General features: G+C 62.6%; 17 protein-coding genes, 4 tRNA genes and 1 pseudogene. 1 reads left to right on the top strand and 21 read right to left on the bottom strand.

Annotated features, from left to right (window positions below; all coding sequences use genetic code 11):
- Positions 1–49: 49 nt before the first annotated feature.
- The 19 genes and pseudogenes from rplU to R2823_10350 all read right to left on the bottom strand — a co-directional run bounded on the left by rplU (position 50) and on the right by R2823_10350 (position 18962).
- Positions 50–349 (bottom strand): annotated as a pseudogene (rplU, locus tag R2823_10440) (50S ribosomal protein L21).
- 116 nt (positions 350–465) lie between these two features.
- Positions 466–2025: an Rne/Rng family ribonuclease gene (locus R2823_10435; protein ID MEZ5176600.1), complete on the bottom strand. Its 1560-nt coding sequence runs from the start codon at positions 2023–2025 to the stop codon at positions 466–468.
- Positions 2026–2376: 351 nt separating this feature from the next.
- Positions 2377–2973: a thymidine kinase gene (locus R2823_10430; GenBank protein ID MEZ5176599.1), complete on the bottom strand. Its 597-nt coding sequence runs from the start codon at positions 2971–2973 to the stop codon at positions 2377–2379.
- Between the two features lie 30 nt (positions 2974–3003).
- Entirely contained in the window at positions 3004–4173 is a 1170-nt protein-coding gene (rodA, locus tag R2823_10425; GenBank protein MEZ5176598.1) for a rod shape-determining protein RodA, read from the bottom strand.
- The gene (locus R2823_10420; GenBank protein MEZ5176597.1) at positions 4173–6674 is read right to left on the bottom strand and encodes a penicillin-binding transpeptidase domain-containing protein; all 2502 of its coding nucleotides are present in this window, start codon (positions 6672–6674) and stop codon (positions 4173–4175) included. The genes rodA and R2823_10420 overlap by 1 nt, the downstream gene beginning before the upstream one ends.
- Positions 6671–7180 (bottom strand): rod shape-determining protein MreD, encoded by a 510-nt coding sequence (gene mreD, locus R2823_10415; protein MEZ5176596.1) that lies wholly within the window; start codon positions 7178–7180, stop codon positions 6671–6673. Before mreD ends, R2823_10420 begins: the two co-directional genes overlap by 4 nt.
- The gene (mreC, locus tag R2823_10410; GenBank protein MEZ5176595.1) at positions 7180–8097 is read right to left on the bottom strand and encodes a rod shape-determining protein MreC; all 918 of its coding nucleotides are present in this window, start codon (positions 8095–8097) and stop codon (positions 7180–7182) included. The genes mreD and mreC overlap by 1 nt, the downstream gene beginning before the upstream one ends.
- Before the next feature lie 20 nt (positions 8098–8117).
- A complete protein-coding gene (locus R2823_10405; GenBank protein ID MEZ5176594.1) occupies positions 8118–9149 on the bottom strand; it encodes a rod shape-determining protein in 1032 nt (343 codons plus the stop codon).
- A 62-nt stretch (positions 9150–9211) separates the two neighbouring features.
- The gene (ndk, locus tag R2823_10400; GenBank protein MEZ5176593.1) at positions 9212–9616 is read right to left on the bottom strand and encodes a nucleoside-diphosphate kinase; all 405 of its coding nucleotides are present in this window, start codon (positions 9614–9616) and stop codon (positions 9212–9214) included.
- An 85-nt stretch (positions 9617–9701) separates the two neighbouring features.
- Positions 9702–11066, bottom strand: coding sequence for a Mur ligase family protein (locus R2823_10395; GenBank protein MEZ5176592.1), 1365 nt, complete (start codon positions 11064–11066; stop codon positions 9702–9704).
- Positions 11067–11070: 4 nt separating this feature from the next.
- Positions 11071–13668, bottom strand: coding sequence for a valine--tRNA ligase (locus tag R2823_10390; protein ID MEZ5176591.1), 2598 nt, complete (start codon positions 13666–13668; stop codon positions 11071–11073).
- 127 nt (positions 13669–13795) lie between these two features.
- On the bottom strand, positions 13796–15070 hold the full coding sequence (gene clpX / locus R2823_10385; GenBank protein ID MEZ5176590.1) for an ATP-dependent Clp protease ATP-binding subunit ClpX: 1275 nt from the start codon (positions 15068–15070) through the stop codon (positions 13796–13798).
- 9 nt (positions 15071–15079) lie between these two features.
- Positions 15080–15688: an ATP-dependent Clp protease proteolytic subunit gene (locus R2823_10380; GenBank protein MEZ5176589.1), complete on the bottom strand. Its 609-nt coding sequence runs from the start codon at positions 15686–15688 to the stop codon at positions 15080–15082.
- On the bottom strand, positions 15685–17133 hold the full coding sequence (tig, locus tag R2823_10375; protein MEZ5176588.1) for a trigger factor: 1449 nt from the start codon (positions 17131–17133) through the stop codon (positions 15685–15687). The genes R2823_10380 and tig overlap by 4 nt, the downstream gene beginning before the upstream one ends.
- Positions 17134–17194: 61 nt before the next feature.
- Positions 17195–17272, bottom strand: a tRNA-His gene (locus tag R2823_10370).
- Between the two features lie 137 nt (positions 17273–17409).
- On the bottom strand, positions 17410–17940 hold the full coding sequence (locus tag R2823_10365) for a hypothetical protein (GenBank protein MEZ5176587.1): 531 nt from the start codon (positions 17938–17940) through the stop codon (positions 17410–17412).
- Between the two features lie 205 nt (positions 17941–18145).
- Positions 18146–18219: transfer RNA gene (locus R2823_10360), tRNA-Arg, on the bottom strand.
- A 30-nt stretch (positions 18220–18249) separates the two neighbouring features.
- Positions 18250–18320: transfer RNA gene (locus tag R2823_10355), tRNA-Gly, on the bottom strand.
- Between the two features lie 24 nt (positions 18321–18344).
- Entirely contained in the window at positions 18345–18962 is a 618-nt protein-coding gene (locus R2823_10350) for a hypothetical protein (protein ID MEZ5176586.1), read from the bottom strand.
- A 40-nt stretch (positions 18963–19002) separates the two neighbouring features.
- Between R2823_10350 and R2823_10345 the strand changes: the two genes are divergently transcribed.
- A complete protein-coding gene (locus R2823_10345) occupies positions 19003–19587 on the top strand; it encodes a class I SAM-dependent methyltransferase (protein ID MEZ5176585.1) in 585 nt (194 codons plus the stop codon).
- A gap of 7 nt (positions 19588–19594) precedes the next feature.
- Here R2823_10345 and R2823_10340 read toward each other — a convergent pair whose 3' ends face one another.
- Positions 19595–20815, bottom strand: coding sequence for a PQQ-dependent sugar dehydrogenase (locus R2823_10340; GenBank protein MEZ5176584.1), 1221 nt, complete (start codon positions 20813–20815; stop codon positions 19595–19597).
- Positions 20816–20922: 107 nt separating this feature from the next.
- Positions 20923–20996: transfer RNA gene (locus R2823_10335), tRNA-Pro, on the bottom strand.
- Positions 20997–20998 lie beyond the last annotated feature (2 nt).

Raw genomic sequence — 20998 nt, 5'->3', positions numbered from 1 at the left:
CATCGGCCGCTTTGGGCGTGGCGGCCTTCTTCTTGCCGCCCGCGGCCGTTTTGATCTCGGTGACCTTGATGGTCGTGTACTTCTGACGGTGGCCTTGCCGCCGCCGGTAGCCGGTCTTGTTCTTGTACTTGAAGATATCGATCTTCGGGCCGGCCGATTCCCCGACGATCTCAGCAGTCACCGACGACGAACCGAGTCGATCCCGATCCGAGATGACGGTGCCGTCCTCGCCGACGATCAGCAGAGGCGTGAACGACACCGTGCCGCTTCCCTTGATGCGCTCGACATCGAGCACATCACCCTCGTGGACCTTGGCCTGTTTGCCGCCTGCGCGGATGATCGCGTACATGTGGTGATCGTTTTCTGCGAGATTGGGGTGGCCCGCGACGGGACCGTCGCGAAATTGTACCGAGCCGGAGCGCTTAGAGCCGGGAGTTCAGGACATCGGCTCGGCGGAGCGAAATGTCACAGCTCGTCCGCTGCCTCTTGGACTCCGGCGTCGTGCGCGGGGACCCCGGTGGCAGCAGCCTCCTCGTGGAGCAGAACGCCGCGGCCATTGCAGTGGGTACAGGTTTCGGAGAAGGACTCGAGGAGGCCAGCTGAGACATTCTTGCGCGTCATCTCAACCAGTCCGAGATGGGACACATCGAACACCTGGGTTCGCGTCTTGTCCTTCGCGAGGTGCTCGCGGAGCCGAAGGAGGACCGCATCTTGGCTCTTGGGGTCCTCCATGTCGATGAAATCGATCACGATGATGCCACCGATATCCCTCAGGCGGAGTTGGCGTGCGATCTCCTCTGCCGACTCAAGATTGTTCTCGAGGACGGTCTCCTCAAGGTTGTTCTTCCCAACGAACCGCCCCGTGTTGACATCGATGACGGTCAAAGCCTCGGTCCTGTCGATGACGAGATGGCCTCCCGATGGGAGCCAAACCTTGCGATCAAGTGCCTTGCGGAGCTGGTCCTCGACGTGATAGCGCTCGAAGAGGGCGAGTTCGTCGTCGTACAGCTTCACCTTGTCGACGAGATCGGCCTCGGTTCCCTTCAGATAGTCGAGGACGAGGGCATGCGTATCGGGATCGTCGATGAGGAGTCGTTTGAAGTCCCGCGTGAAGTGCTCCCGGATGACACGGATAACGAGCGGTGGCTCCTCGTAGATGAGGGCAGGTGCGCTGGCCGTGGTCCGATCGCGGTCGATCGTGTCCCAGATCTCCTTCAACCGGTCGATGTCGGCTTTGATGTCGTCACGAGTCGCTCCCTCAGCGGCGGTGCGCACGATGATGCCCGTTCCGTTCGGTCGGACATCTCCGACGATCTCACGCAGACGCCTACGTTCGTCGTCGGAGAGGCGACGAGAGATGCCGCGGACTTCCTCGTTCGGCGCAAGGACAAGGTATCTCCCTGCCAGGCTGATCTGGTTGGTGAGTCGCGCCCCTTTGTGCCCCATGGCGTCCTTGACGACCTGGACGAGAACTCCGTCACCCGGTTTGAGAGCGTTCTCGATGCGTTTCGGTTTGCCATCGAGGTCGTATTCGCGATAGTTGACATCCCCTGCGTACAGAACGCCGTTCTTGCCTTCACCGAAGTCGATGAAGGCGGCTTCCATGCCCGGAAGGACATTGCGCACCTTGCCGATATACACATTCCCGACAAGGGACTTTCGGTCCGAACTTGCGACATAATGCTCAACGAGGACGGGGCCCTCGAGCACCACGATCTGTGTCTGATGGGGGCTGCTGCGTACGAGCATCTGCTTGCGCGCCGTCTCGGGCGGTTCCACAATCTCGACGGGCGGTCGACGGCGCTGAGGGCGCGACGACGGGGAGGTTTGGGAGCCTGCGGCCTTCTTCGTCGGACGATGCTGCCGCTTGGACCGCTTCTTTGTGGCGGTCCCGCCGGTTGTCTGCGGCCTAGTGGCCGGCTTTCGGATGGTGAACTCTTGTCCGTTCACCGTCTTGATGGTGTGCTCGACCCCCGCTTCGCTCTTGCGTACAACGCGAGGGGCCTTCTTTCTGAAGAGTCCCATGGATCAACTCCTTTGACCACCCGATGGGGTGGGCATGTGTTTCATCCGATCCAGGACAGCCTCTTCCCGCGTCGCGTGTGAAGGCGAAGCGTGCAGGCGACCGATACGAGATCGGCCGTGGTGTCGGGGCAAAAGCGGCCACGCCACTGTGAAACAGGGGGTGCGAGTCCCGCAACACCCGAGCAGATCGTTCGGGCGTTTGCGACTCTGGCGGTTGGACGACGGTCATTGCCCGTCCTGGATAGGAAATCTGACGACCACACGAGGTGGTGTGGTGCTCACAAGGCTAACAAGGGAGGGATCCAACTCCGGGTCTTTGCTCCTCGATGTGCGACCGAGATCGCGGATCGGTCAGGGGGAGATGGCCCCGACATCGAGCCGTTGCTGCTCCGCTTCGTGAGGGTCGTAGCATCGGCGACATCGCGCCTCGTACGCGTCGAGCGCCCCGAGAACGACAAGCTCGTCGGACTGCACAACCCGTTGTGTGAACAGCCCGGGACCCCCACACCGATGGCACACCGCGAGCGCCTTTGTCACATACTCGGCTCGCAGGATCAGGGATGGCATCGGCTCGAACGGACGGCCCAGATAGTCAAGATCCAGCCCCGCGACGATCAGGTTCTTTCCCGCCCCTGCGAGCATCGCCGCCACATCGACGAGCCCTTCGTCGAAGAACTGGGCCTCATCGATGCCGATAACGACCGTTCGATCGTCGACCGACCGCAGCAGTTCTGCCGAATCCTCAACCGGCTGGGCCCGTGTGCTCATACGCGAATGCGAGACGAGCTCCCCCACGGCGTACCGCGAGTCGAGGGCCGGCTTGAAGGTCTGGGTTGGTATCCGCGCCAGGTGGTAGCGAGTGACCCTGCGGATCAATTCCTCGGACTTCCCAGAGAACATCGGACCGGTGATAACTTCGATCCACCCCTGGTCCGCCCGTCGCTCCATGGCGGCGATCCTACTGTGAACTGTTCACTGTCAACTGTCTCGGCGGGCTTCGCCGGGGGCGGGGGGACGACGAATCCACGACGAGTGCGCGAGCCCGAGCGCAGCACTCATCACCACGAAGAAGGTTCCACCCGAGGACATGAACGGGAGCGGGAGCCCGGTCACCGGCATGATCCGAACCGTCATTCCGATGTTGACAAACGCATGAAAGGCAAGCATCGCAGCGACCCCCATCGTGACGAGATACCCGAACCGGTTCCTGGCGCTTTGCGCGATCCGGAGGAGACGCCACAGGAGAATCCCGATCAAGACAATGACCGTGACGCATCCAATGAACCCGAATTGCTCCCCAACCGCGGTGAAGATGAAGTCCGACGCCTGCACCGGCACGAACTCAAGGTTCGTTTGCGATCCTTCGAAGAGCCCCTTGCCGAACAGTCCACCCGAACCGATGGCGATCTCGGACTGGACCTGGTTGTACGAAAGGCTCAACTCGTGTGCCCCCGGGTTGACAAACGCGGTCAGCCGGTTGATCTGGTATTGCTGGATGAGGTTGAGTTGGAACACCCCCACCGTCCCGATGATCGTCACAACCGCGAGGAAGGCGAGCTGTCGAGCGGTCGCGCCCGCCACGAACAGCATGGTGATCAGCACGAACGCGAACACAAGCATGGTTCCGAGGTCGGGCTGGAGAAAGATGAGCACGCCGGGCAACGCGACGAGCATCACCGACCTGGCAACGGAGACCCACCGCAGAGGCGGCTCGACGGCGGCAAGCACCGATGCAAGGGCGAGAATCGTCGCGACCTTCGCGACCTCCGACGGCTGGAAACGCAGGAAGCCGATGTCGATCCAGCGAATCGCTCCCTGCGCGTTGTCACCGACGACAAACACCAGCACGAGAAGCAGCATCGAGATCACATAGATCGGTGTCACGAAGCCACGGATCTCAGTCAGGTCGATCCACGAGATGAGACCGAACACGACAAAACCGATCACGACGAAGATGGCCTGCTCTTTGAGTTCGGTCGTCGGATCCAGACCACGGTTCTCGAGACCCGGCGCCGTTGCCGAGTACACCATGAGCAGGCCGATCGCCGTGATCGCAAGGTAGGTGAGGACGAGGACGAGGTCTGGCTTGAGCGGCAACTCGCGGTGCATGAACGAGATCGGAATCGAGTCGCGGCGGTCGATGGCCATCAGTCGGCGTCCAATCCTGGCGCGAGATCGGTCACACCTTCGGGACCATTGAGGAGGTACTGCAGGACTTGGCGGGCGATCGGTGCAGCGACTCGGCCGCCGGACCCGCCGCGCTCGACCACGATGGTGACGACGAAATCGGGGCTGCTGATCGGCGCGACGCCGATGAACCACGCGTTGTCGACCTCGCGGAACGCCTCGGAATCCGGAGCCTTGATAACCTCGCCGGTGCCCGTCTTCCCCCCGATCGTGTCGACACCATCGCCGAAGATGTTCCGGCCGCTGCGGTCGTAGAACGCCGACTTGCCGGTTCCGCCATAGTTGTCGGGACCGCCGAGGTCATTGACAACTCGTTGGAGGTCTGTCCTGAGCCACCGCACTGTTGATGGATCCATGTCCACTTTGCGGATCACCGTTGAAGGAATCGTTCGGATGGTTTTGCCGTCGCCGTCGACGATTCGATCAACGACCCGAGGCGAGTACAGCGTTCCCCCGTTGACCATGGCGGCGTAGCCGTTGGCCATCTGGAGCGGCGTCGTCAGCATCGCCCCCTGACCAACCGCGATGTCCATGAGGTCACCTCCGACCCATGGGCCGTCTGGTCGAACCCGTGGCGAGTTCGCGCTCTGCTCGGCCTGGAACCAAGCACGGTCCGGTACAAGGCCATCTCGCTCGAATGGCAGGTCGATGCCGGTCGCGGTGCCGAAACCGAAGTTCCGTGCGTAGACCTGAAGCAGGTTCTCCTTGTCCACTCCGGACTCGTCGTTGCGTTCCTCCCACAACCGCAGCGCAACATCCCAGAAGTAGAGATCGCACGACTCCACAAGGGCGCCGTGCAGGTCGAGAGGCCCATGACCCCGTGAAAGCCAATCTCGCTTCTTTTGGGTCGTTCCATCGTTGAGCTCGAACCGAAACTCCCCCGAGCAGTTGTACAGATCCGTGTGAGTCGTCAACGGCTCCGCCGGGGCGGGTTGGGTATCGTCGACGAGCTCCTTGTCACCGGCGCCGCGATCGACTGGGTAGAACCCCTCCTCCATCGCGAGGACATACGGCACCGTCTTGAAAGTCGAAGCGGGGGCATACAGGCCTTGGACGGCGAAGTTCTGGAATGCCGACTCGGTCGTCAACGCCGCCCACTGGTCATCGCTCAGCCCGTCAACGAAGGCCGCCGGATCGTACGCGGGATATGAGGCCATGGCGACAACGGACCCGTCGTTGGGATCAATCACCGTGCCGATGGCCCGAACCGGACACCACTTGTCCTTGTGATGCAGGATGACCCTGTCTTCTTGAACGGCGACGACCTGGAGTGTCGAGGCAAACGACTGGTTGTCCCGCACGGTGAACCGATCCTGTCCGAGCGCGAGGGTCGCCTCGAGGACACCGTCCGTGTCGACGATCGATTCCAGTCGGATGAATCGTGGCTCTGAGCCCGACAGGACCGCGTCCCCGTCGAGTGGAACGGTGACCCGCTGGACCGGCACACAGACACCGTTGTCGTCGATCGGGAGTCCCGGATACAGCGAAGCAAGGACCTCGGCAGGATCGATCGTGATGTCGGCCACCGGCGATGCGACATCGTCGTCGTCAGTACCCGGTTCCGCGGTCCCCGGCTCGGTCGTGTCCTGTTCGGTGCGGTCTGCTTCCTGTTCCCTGGCTGCCTGCTGGGCGTCTGCGAGCGCTTCGGCGAGCCGGTCGGCTATCGACTGTTTGGACAGTTCGGCGGCGCGTTGTTCCATCTCGTCGCGTCTCGCGAGGATGAGGCCGTCTCGCAGTGACGCCTGGAGTTGAGCCTGCGCCTCGGCATCGATCGTCAGAACGAGACTTCCGCCAGCAGTCGGCGCTTCCTCCCCCACCAGGGAGAGAACCTTGCGCCTCGCATCGACCTGATACTCGACAAGCCCTTCGGTTCCGAGCAGTTCGTCGTCGTAATACGCCTCGACGCCCGCTTTGCCGACGAAGGTGTTGCCGTTGACATTCTCGCGTTCGAGGTCCTCGGCGTTCGGCTTCCCGATGTACCCGATCACATGCGCTCCGATCTCACCTCGCGGATAGATGCGCACTGGTTGGGGAATGATGTTGACGCCCGGGAATACCTCACGGTGCTCCACCACAAAGGTGGCCTGGTAATCGGTGAGGTCCGCCGCAACGGTCACTTGGGGTCCGTCGGCATCCTCGAGGGTTTCGAGGATCTCGGACGCGTCCCCGTCGAGGAAGGCCGCAAGGTTCCTTGCAAGCATCTCGAGGTCATCGTCGTCGACGAGGGCGAGATCAACGACTGCCGCGAGCGCGGAGCGTGTCCCTGCCAGCTTGACGCCGTTCGCATCGAAGATGTCCCCCCGTGGGGCTGGTGTCCGTACAACCCGCACCTGGTTGCTCTCGGCGCGGACCTCGTACGCAGCGGCGTCGGTGACCTGCATGGTCCACAAGCGCAGGACGAGGACGCCGAGCAGCGCAACGAAGACGAACCCGATGACGACGGTCCTCACGGTGCTCGTCATGTCGCCCACCCCTGACTCGGTCTACGGAAGGCGAGCGACAGAATCCACAGAACCGGCCACGCAAGGAAGAGATTCCACAACGCGGGCAAGATGATCTTTGCTGCGAGCGCCTGGTCCTTGAGCAGATTCTGACCGAAGAGCGTCCCGAGCACCACGAACAGGACCTGACCGAGCAGGGTGAGCGAGAACACGAGGACTGCCGAAAGCAGGATCCCTTCGTTGAATCGGGACCGCAACCGCGACGAGGCGTATGCCACGACGGTGAGGGTCATTGCCCACAGACCGAGCGTTCCACTTCCCATCAGGTCCGCAAGGATTCCTGCGGTGAATCCGAGGAGGAGGTGATACTCGGCCTCGACATACTGCCCGATCCCGATCACGACCAGGGTCACGAACGCCGGCGCGACGCCGAGCGGCTCGATCCCGGAGGCACCGAAGATCGTGGTCTGGATCACGAGAGACGCGACCACGGCGAGCAATGCGATTGCGACGCGCGCTCGGCTCATCAGCCACCCGCCTCGGTCGTGGTGACCGGGATGGTCGTTGTCGAGGTCGTCGCGACCGATGTGTCGATGATTCCGTCCTGGAGGTCTGCATCGAGCGCCGTCCAACCGATGATCACCTTCACATAGTCGACCTGGGAGAGGTTTGCCGCAGGCTCGACACCGACGCGCAGGACGAACCCAACCTCGGCGGTTGCATCCTCGGTGATGCGCCCGACGACCAGCCCGGGTGGGAACCTCGTCCCGTCGGTCACCACGAGGTCGCCCGCGGCAACGCTGAGGGTTGCTCTGAACATCTCGAGCCGAAGCGGTCCGTCACCTCTTCCGGTCACGATGCCGGTCTCGTTCGTCGACTGCACCCGCACGCCAGCCGACACAAGGGGATCGATGATGAGCCTGATCCTCGCATCGTTTGCCGACACGAGATCGACCCTTCCGATCAGGCCGTTCTCGTCGATGACGGGCTGTCCGACGGCGATGCCGTCGTTGGCCCCCTTGTCGATGAACCGGGCATTGTCGAACGCTGACGGTCCCGACGAGTAGATCTTCGCGGTGACGGTCGGGAGTTCGAGAGGTGCATCGATCCCGGCGATGGCTTCGAGCTGCCTCACCTGCTCCTTGAGGGCCGTCGATTCGAGCACCTGGGCTTCGAGCTCGGCCACACGGTCTTGGAGGCGTTCGTTCTCGGTCCGGAGCCCTGCGAGATTTGTGACCCCATCGACGAACCCAACGACGGGACTTGCGACCCAGTCGGTTGCTTTCTGAAGCGGCTCGAAGATGGACTGGGTGCCTTCCCGGAGCACATTGGCGACGCTGTCACCGTCGTCGCGCACATCGAAGGTCGCGATGAGGAAGCCGATCGCGACGAGTGAAGCGAACAGGATCGTCGTCCTCGTGATTCGGCGCCCGGAGGGGAGCATCAGCGGAAGGGCACGCCCACCTAGGCGCGGCCGGACGACTGGAGCACGACATGAAGCACATCGAACTCCTCGAGACACGCCCCGGATCCCAGCACAACGCTGTGGAGCGGGCGGTCGGCCGTCACGATCGGCATGCCGGTCTCGTGCGCGATCCGAACATCGAGCCCTTTGAGATAGGCGCCGCCCCCCGTGAGGACGATGCCACGCTCCATGATGTCGGCAGCCAATTCAGGAGGTGTCTTGTCGAGGGTGTACTTGACCGCATCGACAACGGACTGAACGGGTTCTTCGATCGACTCGCGCACTTCGGCGCTTGACAGCACGATGGTCTTCGGAAGCCCCGTGATGAGATCGCGCCCTCGAACCTCAGCGGCAGGTTCGTCCGCATATGGCCATGCGGACCCGATCGCCATCTTGATCTGCTCGGCAGTCCGTTCACCGAGCATGAGGCTGTATTCCTTCTTGACCCACTGGATGATCGCCTCGTCGAGTTCATCGCCGCCGATACGCGATGACTTCGAAACGACGATCCCCCCGAGCGAGATGACGGCCACCTCGGTCGTTCCACCGCCGATGTCGACCACCATCGAGCCCGTGGGCTCGTGGACAGGGAGACCGACGCCGATCGCCGCCGCCATCGGTTCTTCGATCGTGTAGGCACGACGCGCTCCGGCGTGATACGCCGCTTCCTCGACCGCTCTTCGCTCGACAGCGGTGATTCCTGACGGGACGCAGATGACGATCCGTGGCCTTGCGGCAAAACGACCCGTGTGGACCTTGTCGATGAAGTACCGAAGCATCTTCTCGGTGACATCGAAGTCCGCGATGACGCCGTCACGGAGAGGCCGGATCGCCTGGATGTACGACGGTGTCCGTCCAATCATCCGCTTCGCGGCCATCCCGACCTCGAGTGGGCGGTTGTCGCGGGTGTTCATGGCAACGACCGATGGCTCGTTGAGCACGATGCCCTGTCCGCGGACGAAAACGAGGGTGTTGGCCGTGCCCAGGTCGACCGCCATATCGCGGCCAGCAAATGAGAGAAGGCTGTTCATGTGTCTTCCGGACTGTTGGGCCCGAGTGTAACCACCGGACCACCAATCGAACGAAAAGCCGGTCAGGGAAAGAAGATGCCGAGCTCACGCTCGGCACTTGCAACCGAGTCCGAGCCGTGGACGATGTTCTCGGTGATAGCGAGCCCGAAGTCCCCGCGTATCGTGCCGGGCGCCGCGGCGGCCGGATCGGTGACACCCATGAGGCTCCTTGCGACCTCGACGGCGCGCTCACCTGACCACTCCATAGCCACCACCGGACCCGAGGTGATGAACGAAACGAGTTCCGGGTAGAACGCCTTGTCGACATGTTCGGCGTAGTGCCGATCGGCGAGCTCGGTATCGATGGTCAGCATCTGCATGTTGACCAGCGCAAGACCCTTGCGTTCGAGGCGGCTGATGACCTCACCCACGAGATGACGGGCGACCCCGTCGGGCTTGACCATCACGAAGGTGTGCTCATCTGCCATGACGCTCCCCTTGAATGCACGGCGAAAGGTGCGGAGAGGGTATCGACCGCCTGCCGACTACCGGCACCGAGTCACGACACTGCGCTCAGTCGTCGAGAACCTCGGGTTCGAAACGCAGATGTGCCCCGGCAGACGCGTCCACCGCGACTTCGAAGAGATGCCGCACTTCCCCAACGAGATACAACGAACCCGTGACAATCACGCCGCCATCGACGCCTGCGTCGGCAACCGCATCGGCAAGCGCCTGTTCGGATCGCTCATAGGCAGCAGCTGGCACCTCGAGCACATCGGCCGCCGCGGCGGCAATGACATCGGGGGCGATCGCACTCTCATCGTTCGCCGCAGTTGCATACACCTTGCAAACCTGGCCGACGAGCGGGGCAATGAGGGACTCAACGGATCGTTCGCCCCGAATGCCGAGGACCATCCTCCACTCCATCGCAGGGAACTCATCGTCGATCGTCGCTGCAAGGCCTCGGAATCCCTGAGCGTTGTGCGCTCCGTCGAGCAACACAACGGGACGCCTCCGCACGACTTCGAGCCGTCCGGGCGAAGTCACCGATTCCACCGCAAGCACAAGGGCGTCGTGGTCGAGTTCCCGTCCGAGCAACATCTCGCACGACGCCACCGACAGGGCGAGGTGCTCGACCTGGTGACGCCCATGGAGGGGCAGATACAGTCCGTCGTAGTCCCCGTGCACACCGGCGACCGAGCAGCGCCAGCCGCCAACGGCGAGGGTCGCGTCCGTCACGGAAAAATCGAATCCGTGCCGAATCCAGTTGGCCCTTGCCGCCTCGACTCGGGAGGCAGCAACACCGATCGCGTCGGCAGGGAGCGGTCCGGTCACGAGCGTTCCTCCCTGTTTGAGGATCGCCATCTTCTCGGTTGCAATGTCGACAACGGTCGACCCGAGGTATTCCGTGTGGTCGATGTCGACGCCGGTCACAATCGACACATCGGCGTCCACGACATTGGTCGCGTCAAGCCGTCCCCCGAGGCCAACCTCGACAACGGCCGCGTCGACGGCTCTGGCGGCGAACATGGAGAAGGCGAGCGCCACGGTGACCTCGAAGTAGGTCACCGTAGTGTCGGTGTCGGTTTCGTACCGCTCGACAAACCATGCGATGTCGGCGACGGCCTTGGTGAACTCCTCCGGCTCGACCGTCTCGCCGTGGATAGCGAAGCGCTCCTCGACGCTTCCGAGATGCGGTGAGGTGAATCCTCCGGTTGCGAGCCCGTGGGCACCGAGTATCTGCTGCACCATCCGCGCCACGGTCGTCTTGCCGTTGGTTCCCGCGATGTGAATCGACGGATAAGCCTTGTGGGGGTTCCCCATCAACTCAAGCAGGCCGGAGATGCGTTCGAGCCCGGGACGGACCCCTGCACCGATGCGGGCATCGAGGAACGCTTCGGCCTGCTCGCGGGTCGTGATGATGGAGGGCTGTTCCATCGGATCAGCCGAGTTCGGCGAGCAAGGCGCGTTGTTTGACGAGCTCGGTACCGAGGTCCTCGATTCGTTCCCGTTCGGCGTCAACGACTTCCCCCGGCGCGCGGTCGACAAACTGGGGATTGTCGAGCTTGGCTTTGGACCGTGCAAGGTTTGCCTCAAGCTCATCGATGACCTTCTTCACCCTCGGCCGCTCGGCTTCGATGTCGACCAGTCCCTCGAGCGGGATGTAGGCCTCCACATCGGCTCCCGAAAGGCGCGAGTGCCCGGTGATCGGGTCCGGTCGTCGGCCACTTCGAGGCAACGCGTTCGCCAACGACGCAGCCTGTCGCATCCACCATGGCGGCAACGAACCATCGTCGACGGCGATCACGGGGATCGGTGTCTTCGGCGAGATCTGGTGCTGGGAACGGAACTGCCTGATCCCGGTTACAACATCGCGAAGCGACGCGATCTCGGTCGGTGCGTCATACGACGGTGGGTCCGGCCACGGTGCCGTCACCAAGAGGGTGGTTCGGTCACCGAGATGGCGCCAGAGCTCCTCAGTGACAAACGGGATAGCGGGATGGAACAGCTTGAGCACATCCCGCAGCACGACACCGAGCGTCTGGCGCATGCGGGGGCCGTCGACCTCGTCGGTGGCGACCGCCTTGGCCATTTCGAGATACCAGTCGAACACCTCTGCCCACGCGAAGTTGTACACCACGCCGTAGGCGTCCGAGAGGCGGTACTCGTCGAGGAGGGCATCGACCTGCCCGACCACCTCGTGCAGCCGCGACAGGATCCAGGCGTCCTGGGGTCCCGGTTGGGCCGGATAGCCGCCGTTTGGTGGGACTTCGGTGACCTCCATGAACTCGACGGCGAAGCGCAGCGCGTTCCACAGCTTGTTGCCGAACCGCCTTGCCGCATCCACCCACTCGGTGTTGAGTGGGATGTCATGACCGGGTGAGGCTGCCTGGATCAGCGCGAGGCGCACCGAATCTGCACCGTACTCGTCAGCGAGCTCGAGGGGATCGAGTGCATTCCCTGACGACTTCGACATCTTGACGCCGTCCATGTCGCGCACCATCCCGTGGATGACGATGTCGCTGAACGGTGCCTTGCCCGTGAAATGGAGCCCCATCTTCAGCATCCGAGCAACCCAGAAGAAGATGATGTCGAAGCCGGTCACGAGCGTGTTCGTCGGATAGAAGCGAGCAAGGTCGTCGGTTTCCTCCGGCCAACCCAGTGTGCTGAAAGGCCACAGCGCCGACGAGAACCAGGTATCGAGCACATCTGGGTCCTGATGCAGCTCCGACGAACCGCACGCGGGGCACGCCACCGGATCGTCCATTGACACGATCGTCTCGTCGCATCCGTCGCAGTACCAGGCAGGGATGCGGTGTCCCCACCAGAGTTGACGGCTCACACACCAGTCCCTGAGGTTCTCCATCCAGTGGAAGTAGGTCTTCTCCCACCGGTGCGGGATGAACCGCGCCTCGCCGTCCTTGACCGCCCTGATTGCAGGCTTGACGAGTGGCTCGACCTTCACGAACCACTGGAGCGACAAGACCGGCTCAACGACCGTGTTACATCTGGAGCAGTGGCCAACGGAATGGTGATGCTCCTCGACCTTGTCGATCGCACCGACCTCGCCGAGTCGGGACACGATCGCCGCACGAGCTGCGAAGCGATCCATGCCGGCAAAGGTGCCCCCGTTCTCGTTGATCCGTGCCTCCGTGTCGATCACGATGATCGAAGGAAGCCCGTGACGCTCCCCGATCTCGAAGTCGACGGGATCGTGGGCAGGCGTCACCTTGACCGCGCCCGTGCCGAATTCGTATTCGACCGCATCATCGGCGATCACCGGGATCTCGCGGTCCATCAACGGCAGCACGACGGTCGAACCGACTGCTTCCCGATACCGATCATCATCGGGATGCACCGCAACGGCGGTGTCGCCGAGCATGGTCTCGGGCCGGGTCGTTGCCACGGTGAGGTGACCGGATCCGTCGGCGTACGGGTACCTGATGTGGGTCAGGGTTCCTGCGACCTCATGGTGTTCGACCTCGATATCGGAAAGGGCGGTGTGGCACCGCGGACACCAGTTGATGATCCGGTTGGCGCGGTACGCAAGCCCCTCGTGGTACAGGTCGACGAACACCTTGCGCACCGCGGTGCTGAGTCCCTCATCGAAGGTGAAGCGCTCGCGGCTCCAATCCGTCGAGTTGCCGAGGCGCCGCATCTGCGTTGCGATCGTGTTCCCCGACCTGGCCTTCCATGCCCACACCTGTTCGACGAACGCCTCGCGCCCCAGGTCATGCCGGGTCATGCCCTCGTTGCGGAGTTCGCGCTCGACCACATTCTGTGTCGCGATGCCGGCGTGATCGGTTCCCGGCAACCACAGGGCCGCGAACCCCTGCATGCGCTTCCGACGAATGATCACATCTTGCATCGCGTGGTCGAGGGCGTGCCCCATGTGCAGCACACCCGTGACATTGGGCGGGGGGATGACCATGCAGAACGGCTCACCGTCGGGGTTGACCTCAGGACGGAACGAGCCGGACTCCTCCCAGACCCTGTACCACCGCGATTCCACCTCGTCGGGCTGATACGTTGGGTTCATCACGGCCTTCGCTCACTTCGTCCTCCGCGGCACAGGAGTGTAATGACGATCCGACGACGCCATTCGGCGGGGTCCGCAATCGGGTCGTGGGGCATGTGCGGGGTCATCGACCGCACCGAGGTCGATCCTACGCGGTGCGTTCTTCTGGGAGGTCCGACGCCACCACATCTTGGATCGGTACAAGCGTCGGGTTGACCCGCTCGCGCACCACATCGCCGTCGATCACGACACGGGCGACATCGGTACGCGACGGCAGTTCGTACATCGTGTCGAGCAGGACCTCTTCCATGATGGCGCGAAGCCCTCTGGCTCCGGTTCCGCGTTTCATGGCCTGTTCGGCGATGGCAACCAAAGCATCGTCGGTGATGACCAATTCGACACCGTCCATCTCGAAAAACCGCGCATACTGTTTGGTGATGGCGTTCCTCGGCTCGGTGAGGACCCTCACGAGCGATTCCTTATCGAGATCGGCAACGGTGGTCATCACGGGCAAACGCCCGATGAACTCCGGGATGAGGCCGTAGCTGATGAGGTCCTCCGGCATCACCTTGTCGATGATGTCGGCGGCCCGCGCCTGTTCCTTGGATTTCACATCGGCGCCGAAGCCGATCGCGGAGCCGCCGACCCGCTTCGCGATCACCTCTTCGAGCCCTGCGAACGCACCACCGCAGATGAACAGCATGTTGGTCGTGTCGACCTGGATCAGCTCCTGGTGGGGGTGTTTGCGGCCTCCCTGGGGTGGTACCGAGGCAACGGAACCCTCGAGGATCTTCAAGAGTGCCTGCTGGACACCCTCACCGGACACATCGCGTGTGATCGAAGGGTTCTCGGCCTTGCGTGCGATCTTGTCGATCTCGTCGATGTAGATGATCCCCTGCTCGGCTCGTTTCGTGTCGAAGTCCGCAGCGGTGATGATCTTGAGGAGGATGTTTTCCACATCCTCCCCGACATAGCCGGCCTCGGTCAGGGCCGTTGCGTCGGCGATCGCGAACGGGACATTGAGCAGCTTGGCGAGCGTCTGGGCCATCAGCGTCTTGCCCGAACCGGTCGGGCCGATCATCAGGATGTTCGACTTCTGCAACTCCACATCGTCGTCGGTGGATCGTTCTCCTGCCCTCACCCGCTTGTAGTGGTTGTACACGGCAACCGAGAGAACCTTCTTTGCCTGGGATTGCCCGACGACATACTCCTCGAGGAATTCGTAGATCTCATGCGGCCTGGGAAGCTCGGCGAACTCGACTTCCTGGGTGCCAGAGAGCTCCTCTTCGATGATCTCGTTGCACAGCTCGATGCACTCGTCGCAGATGTAGACGCCCGGGCCGGCGATCAGCTTCTTGACCTGTTTCTGCGACTTTCCACAGAAACTGCACTTGAGCAGCTCGGATCCCTCGTATTTCGCCACGGTGCTCCCCTAGCTGGAGACGGCTTCGAGTTGACGACCCGTCAACATCGAGTCAACCACACCGTACTCGATGGCTTCGTCAGGTCCGAGCCAAAAGTCGCGTTCGGTGTCGACTTCGACCACCTCAAGCGGCTGGCCGGTGTGCTCCACAAGGATCAGGTTGATCTCTTCACGCGTCTTGAGGATCTCGCGTGCGTGGATCTCGATGTCGGTTGCCTGGCCTCCGACACCCGACACATGGGGCTGGTGGATCATGATGCGGCTGTGTGGGAGCGCATACCGTTTGCCCTTCGCCCCGGCCGCGAGCAGGACCGCAGCTGCGGATGCCGCCAACCCCATACAGTAGGTTGCGACATCGGGCTTGATGAACTGCATCGTGTCGTAGATCGCCATCAACGCGTAGGTGGAGCCACCCGGCGAGTTGATGTACAGGTTGATGTCCTTGTCGGGATCCTCGCCTTCGAGGTGGAGCAGCTGGGCCATGATGATGTTCGCGACACCGTCATCGATCGGCGTCCCGAGGAAGATGATGCGGTCCTTGAGGAGGCGGCTGTAGATGTCGAAGGCTCGTTCACCGCGTGGGGTCTGTTCGACAACCGTTGGGACGAGATAGCTCATAGTGATTCCTCCGGCTCGTTCGGCGCATCCTCGGGTTCGGGGGAAGGGTCATCATCCTCCCCGACACCGTCGGTGGGGTCTTGATCTGGGTTCTGTGGGTTCTCTTGTTGCGGCTCATCGATCTCGACCGGGGTCAGATCGACGGCGTTGCCATCCGAGTCGACGGGAGTCGCCGATTCGATCAGGCTCAGCAGTGCCTTGTCGCGGAGGATATCACCGGTCAGCGACTCAACTTGACCACCGGACTTCCAGACCTCGAGGATCGCGTCGACATCGGCTTCCTGTCCCTGCAGCATGGAACGAATCTGGTCACGAAGGTCGTCATCGGTCACTTCGTAGTTCTCGATCGCGGCGATGCTCTCGAGCAGGACCCTTGTGGCGAGGGCGTTCTCGGCCTGGGCACGCGTATCAGCGATGAACGCCTCCTCATCCTTGCCGACGATGCGCAGGTAGTCCTCGATGGAGAGATGGTCGGATTCGAGACGGGAACTGAGATTGCGCACCCTCGCTTGGATCTCCGCGGCGATGAGCGCTTCTGGCAGGTCGAGATCGATTTCGTTGAGCACATATTGAATGACCTTGTCCTGAAGCACCCTGCGCTGGGTGTGGATATTGAACGCAAGCATGTTGCGTTCGAGCGCTGCGAGCAGCTCGGCCGCGGTCTCGAATTCGGTTGCGTCGGCAGCCATCTCATCGGTGAGATCGGGCAGGGTCTTCTTCTTGGCCTCCCTGATCACCACCTCGAGGGTGACCCGCTGGCCGCCGTGGTCCGTGTATCCCTCCGGAAGGGTTGCCTCGCCATGGACGGTACTCCCAGCAGACGCGCCTTCGAGGATCGCATCGAGTCCGTCGATGAACGACGCCGATCCGACCTCGTACATCATGTCCCGTGCCGCTGCCTCGGGGATCTCTTCGCCATCGACGGTGGCGGTGATGTCGATCATCGCGAAGTCGCCCGCAGACAGTTTGCCTTCGTGATCCTCAAGCTCGGCGAATTGGTTCCGCAGCGCGTCGATCTGTTCGTCGATGGCCTCCTGGGTGACATCGACAGGTTCGACCTCGATCTCGAAATCCCCGAGGTCCGGGAGCGCTTCGAGCACCGGCCACAGCGTCACCACGACATCGACCTCGACGGTACCGTCGTCGAACTCGTCGCGAATGTCCGATACCGCTGGCACCGTCACCGGCTCAAGACCCGCATCATCGATCGCGGCAGGGATGACCTTCCTGATGGCCTCTTCGATCGCCTCGGACCGCAGATACCCGGCACCGGCGGTCCGTTCGACCACGGCCACCGGAGCCTTGCCAGGACGAAAGCCCTTGATCTTCATCGAAGCCGAGAGCTTCGCTGCCGCCTTCTTCTTGGCGGTCGCGAGCTCCTCGCTACTGATCCGAACCGTGAGGGTTCGCTCGAACCGTCCGGACTCCTTGACCTCTGTTTTCACACACGCTCCTCGAAGACGACACCGCGCCGCTCCCCCACCGATGTGGGGGAGCCAGCGGCGTTGGGGTGACCGACGGGATTCGAACCCGCGACCCCCGGGACCACAACCCGGTGCTCTCACCAGACTGAGCTACGGTCACCATGTTCCAGCGGACTCGCAAAAGCTACCGAGCGGTTGCAAGCCGAACGCTCGAGCGGGGGAAGTGTAGGAGAAGTTCACGGTTCACATTCGCCGCGTCAGGCGCAACCATGGACGATGAACCGAATATGTGGAAACTCAGGAACAGGGAACGCGTGCAAGCGCCATGATCGAGCAGAAGTAGTCGCGCGTCACCTGCCACCTGCCATCCACACGGACGGCATCACCCTGCTGATCGGGTTGGAACACATTCCCGCCGAATAGCAAGTCGTAGTTGACCGAAGCCAGATCGTCACTGATCCCGACCGCCGTCACCTCAAGGAAGATGCCTCCTACCGCGGCACCGGCATCGGTGTAGGCGTCGACCGTTGACTCGAGTCCCTCAGGATCAACCAGGAACGGGGCCTTCTCCTCGAAGGTTGTCGTGCTGTCGAACACGATTGCGTATGTCTGGACGATCGCGTCTGCGTCTGGGTTCTCCCCGGGCACGATCGCCTCAACATCGATTCCGACCTCGCCGATCGTCGTGGTCGACTGGGCCGTTGTCGTCGTCGCAGGTGCCACGGTCGTTGATGTCGACGATGTCGTTGTTGTGTCGGCAGTATCGGAACCGGAACACGCGGTGACGACGAGCACAAGACCCATCAGCAGGCTTGCATTTCTGAACATTCGAGCAACCTCCAGCTCTCAGTGCATCATTCACAGCGATGCATCACGGCAAGGTCTACGCCGAGAGATGTTCGACAAACTGTCGGTCGGTTGCGTCGAAAACCCTGCGTGGCGGTTCTGCGGGCTGCAGACCCCCACTGTGGTGGTCTGTCTACCCTGGGTACGCGGGGACGAGCCGACCCTTGCCACCGACGGGTCTTGTATGCACCCCCGGCACGACTCGAACGTGCAACCTACGGATTAGAAGTCCGTTGCTCTATCCCGTTGAGCTACGGGGGCTACTCCCGATGGTTCTTCTTCCACCGGCCGAGCGGGTGACGGGAGTCGAACCCGCGTAACCAGCTTGGAAGGCTGGGGCTCTGCCATTGAGCTACACCCGCGAACGCATGGAGAGGTTACCGGGTTCACACACCAGTCGTGTGGCGGGTGAGCGCCGCAGCGATCAGATCGATCCACGGGTGCGACGGCTCGAGGCGCTCGATCGCCGTAGCTAGCCACTCGAGTTGGCGTCGCTCGAGTCGGTGCAGGCAACGGACCATGTCGAGGTCGTCTTTCCGGCGATGCCTGAGCGCCTTGTACAGAAGCTGGACCTCGGGCATGCCGTAGGGAATCGCGTCGATGACGCGGGACACCTCATCTCGGGGCACCACGATGCCGGTCTCACGACGGAATCGCCAGAAAGCGTCGTCACCGTCAGCAAGGACGACTTCCACCGTCCACGCAGAAGTCGACGCCCGTCGCGCGCACACCGCGTATACGGCATCGCTCAACGGGACTCGAGGCGGCCACGGGTCGAGCGAGTCTTCGGTAACCGTCGCCAGTTCCCAACCGGCGAAGATCTCGTGGAGCAATTCCGCATCCGCACGGTAGATCTCGATGTCGAGATCAGCATGCTCGCGGGTCTGCCAACCGAGGAAGGCGTCGATGGCGAGTCCGCCCGCAACCCACCAGGCGATGTCGTGCCCTTCGAAGAGGCAGGCGATCTCGTCGACCGTGACGCTGTCCTTGGTGGATGGGACCATGGGCTGCATCTTCGCAGCCCGAGCATCGTACGATGCGACGATGGACAGCACCCGATGGGATGATCGCTACGCCGAATCCGAGCTCGTCTGGTCCGCTGGTCCCAACGAGTTCCTTCCACCGCTCGTCGAGGGCCTCGAACCCGGCACGGCCCTCGACATCGCATGCGGTGAAGGCAGGAACGCCATTTGGCTCGCCCGACACGGGTGGACGGTGACAGGCATCGACTTTTCACCGGTGGGAATCGCAAAGGCGCGGAGGCTCGCTGGGCAGTCAACGATCACTTGGCTCGTCGCCGATGCAACGACATGGGAACCGGAGGAGAGCTTCGACCTCGTGATCGTCTTCTACCTCCAGCTGCCTGCTGAGCCATTCGCCGGCGCCATTCGTATGGCTGTTGAAGCGGTTGCGCCGGGGGGTGTCCTGTTCGGTGTGGGGCATGGAGCCCGGAATCTGGGCTTCGGCTACGGCGGTCCCCAGGATCCGGAGGTGCTGTGGCGTGAGGACGAGATCAGACCGCTGTTGACCGGTCTGGACATCATCGAGCTCGGTGAGCGTGAACGCTCCGTCGAGGAGGCAGACGCGACCGCCATCGATGTCGTCGTGCACGCGGTCAGACCAACCTGATGTGCCCCTAACCGGGACCGAGTCGATAGACCGCGTCGTTTTCGACAATCAGCAATTCCCCGTCGAGATCGGTACCGATCGCCTGGACAAGCCCGTCGGTGCCGGTGAGAACCTGGAATTCAACCGAGCCGTCCTCGTGCAGACGGAGGGTTTCGAGCTGCCTGGCGCAGTAGTCGGCAAACACATATGCACCTCGGAGTGCCGGGATGCCGTCCCCTCGATAGATGAATCCACCGATGACCGCGCAGTGGGCGATCTCCGCCTCGGGGTCACCGCGACGGTACTCGTACACCGGAAGCCGATGCTCGGCGGGTGGATCATCGGCGCCTCGGTGAAACCCCTCGAACCCACTCCAACCGAAGTTGGTTCCGGGCGCATCGACGAACGGCACCTGCGAGACCTCCTCCCAACACCACTGCCCAACATCACCAACCCACAGGTCGCTTGTCTCGCGATCGAAGCTGAACCTCCACGGGTTCCGAAACCCGATGACCCACAACTCGGTCGCGGCGCCCTCGACCTCCACGAACGGATTGTCCTGAGGAACCGAGTAGCCGCCGTTCACCGGATCCGGATCGATGCGAAGGATCCCACCGTAGATGGTCCGGATGTTCTGGCCGTCCCGACGAATGTCGGGAAGCTCGCCGGGACTGCCACCGTCACCGCTTGCGATGAACAGGTTGCCGTCGGGTCCGAACACCATCGCCCCGAGGTTGTGGACATCAACCGGTTGCGAAACCGCGAGGATCGACACAGCTTCGGGAGCGACGGTCCCATCACCGTCAACCGCGTGAGCCTCCACATGATTGACGCCATCTCGCGTGTAGTTGACATACAGATACCGACCCGACGGGTCGAAGGTCAGCGACATGAGGGCCCCCTGCCAAGTGCGGTCCAGCGTGCCAACATCGAGCACGGTTTCTGGGGATGCCGAGGTCGTGATCCTCAGCACGCGACCGATGCGGCTCGTCACATAGATGCCCTCATCACCGGGCCGCATGGTGGCATCCGTCGGGTCTTCCACATCGGCGAGCTTGGTCAACGACACGGCCGGATTCGGTGCGCTGACCTCGCGGAACCTCGTGGCTCCGACCGCCTCGGTGTCACAGGTGAGATGCGCTGCCAGAGTTGGTGCCTCGTTGCGGCTACGAACAACGATCAGCGTGCCAATGGCAGCGACCAGCGCGATGCCAAGCGCAGCCATTCGAATCAGCTTGGAGCGTTCCATTCATCCCACCGAAGACCGTCGCAGACTACTTCGGTAGGTGGTATCGACCGTACCCAGGGTTCCAGTTGACCTTTTTGTCGAACGGGAACCCTGGGTACGCGTGGACGTCGGGCTGGTCAGATTTGAACTGACGACCCCCTGCTCCCAAAGCAGGTGCGCTTCCAAGCTGCGCCACAGCCCGGT

This window comes from Acidimicrobiia bacterium, assembly GCA_041393965.1.
Lineage (GTDB): Bacteria > Actinomycetota > Acidimicrobiia > Spongiisociales > UBA5794 > UBA5794.
Note: the sequence above shows the minus strand (reverse complement) of the source record. Positions and strands in the feature narration are given on the sequence as shown.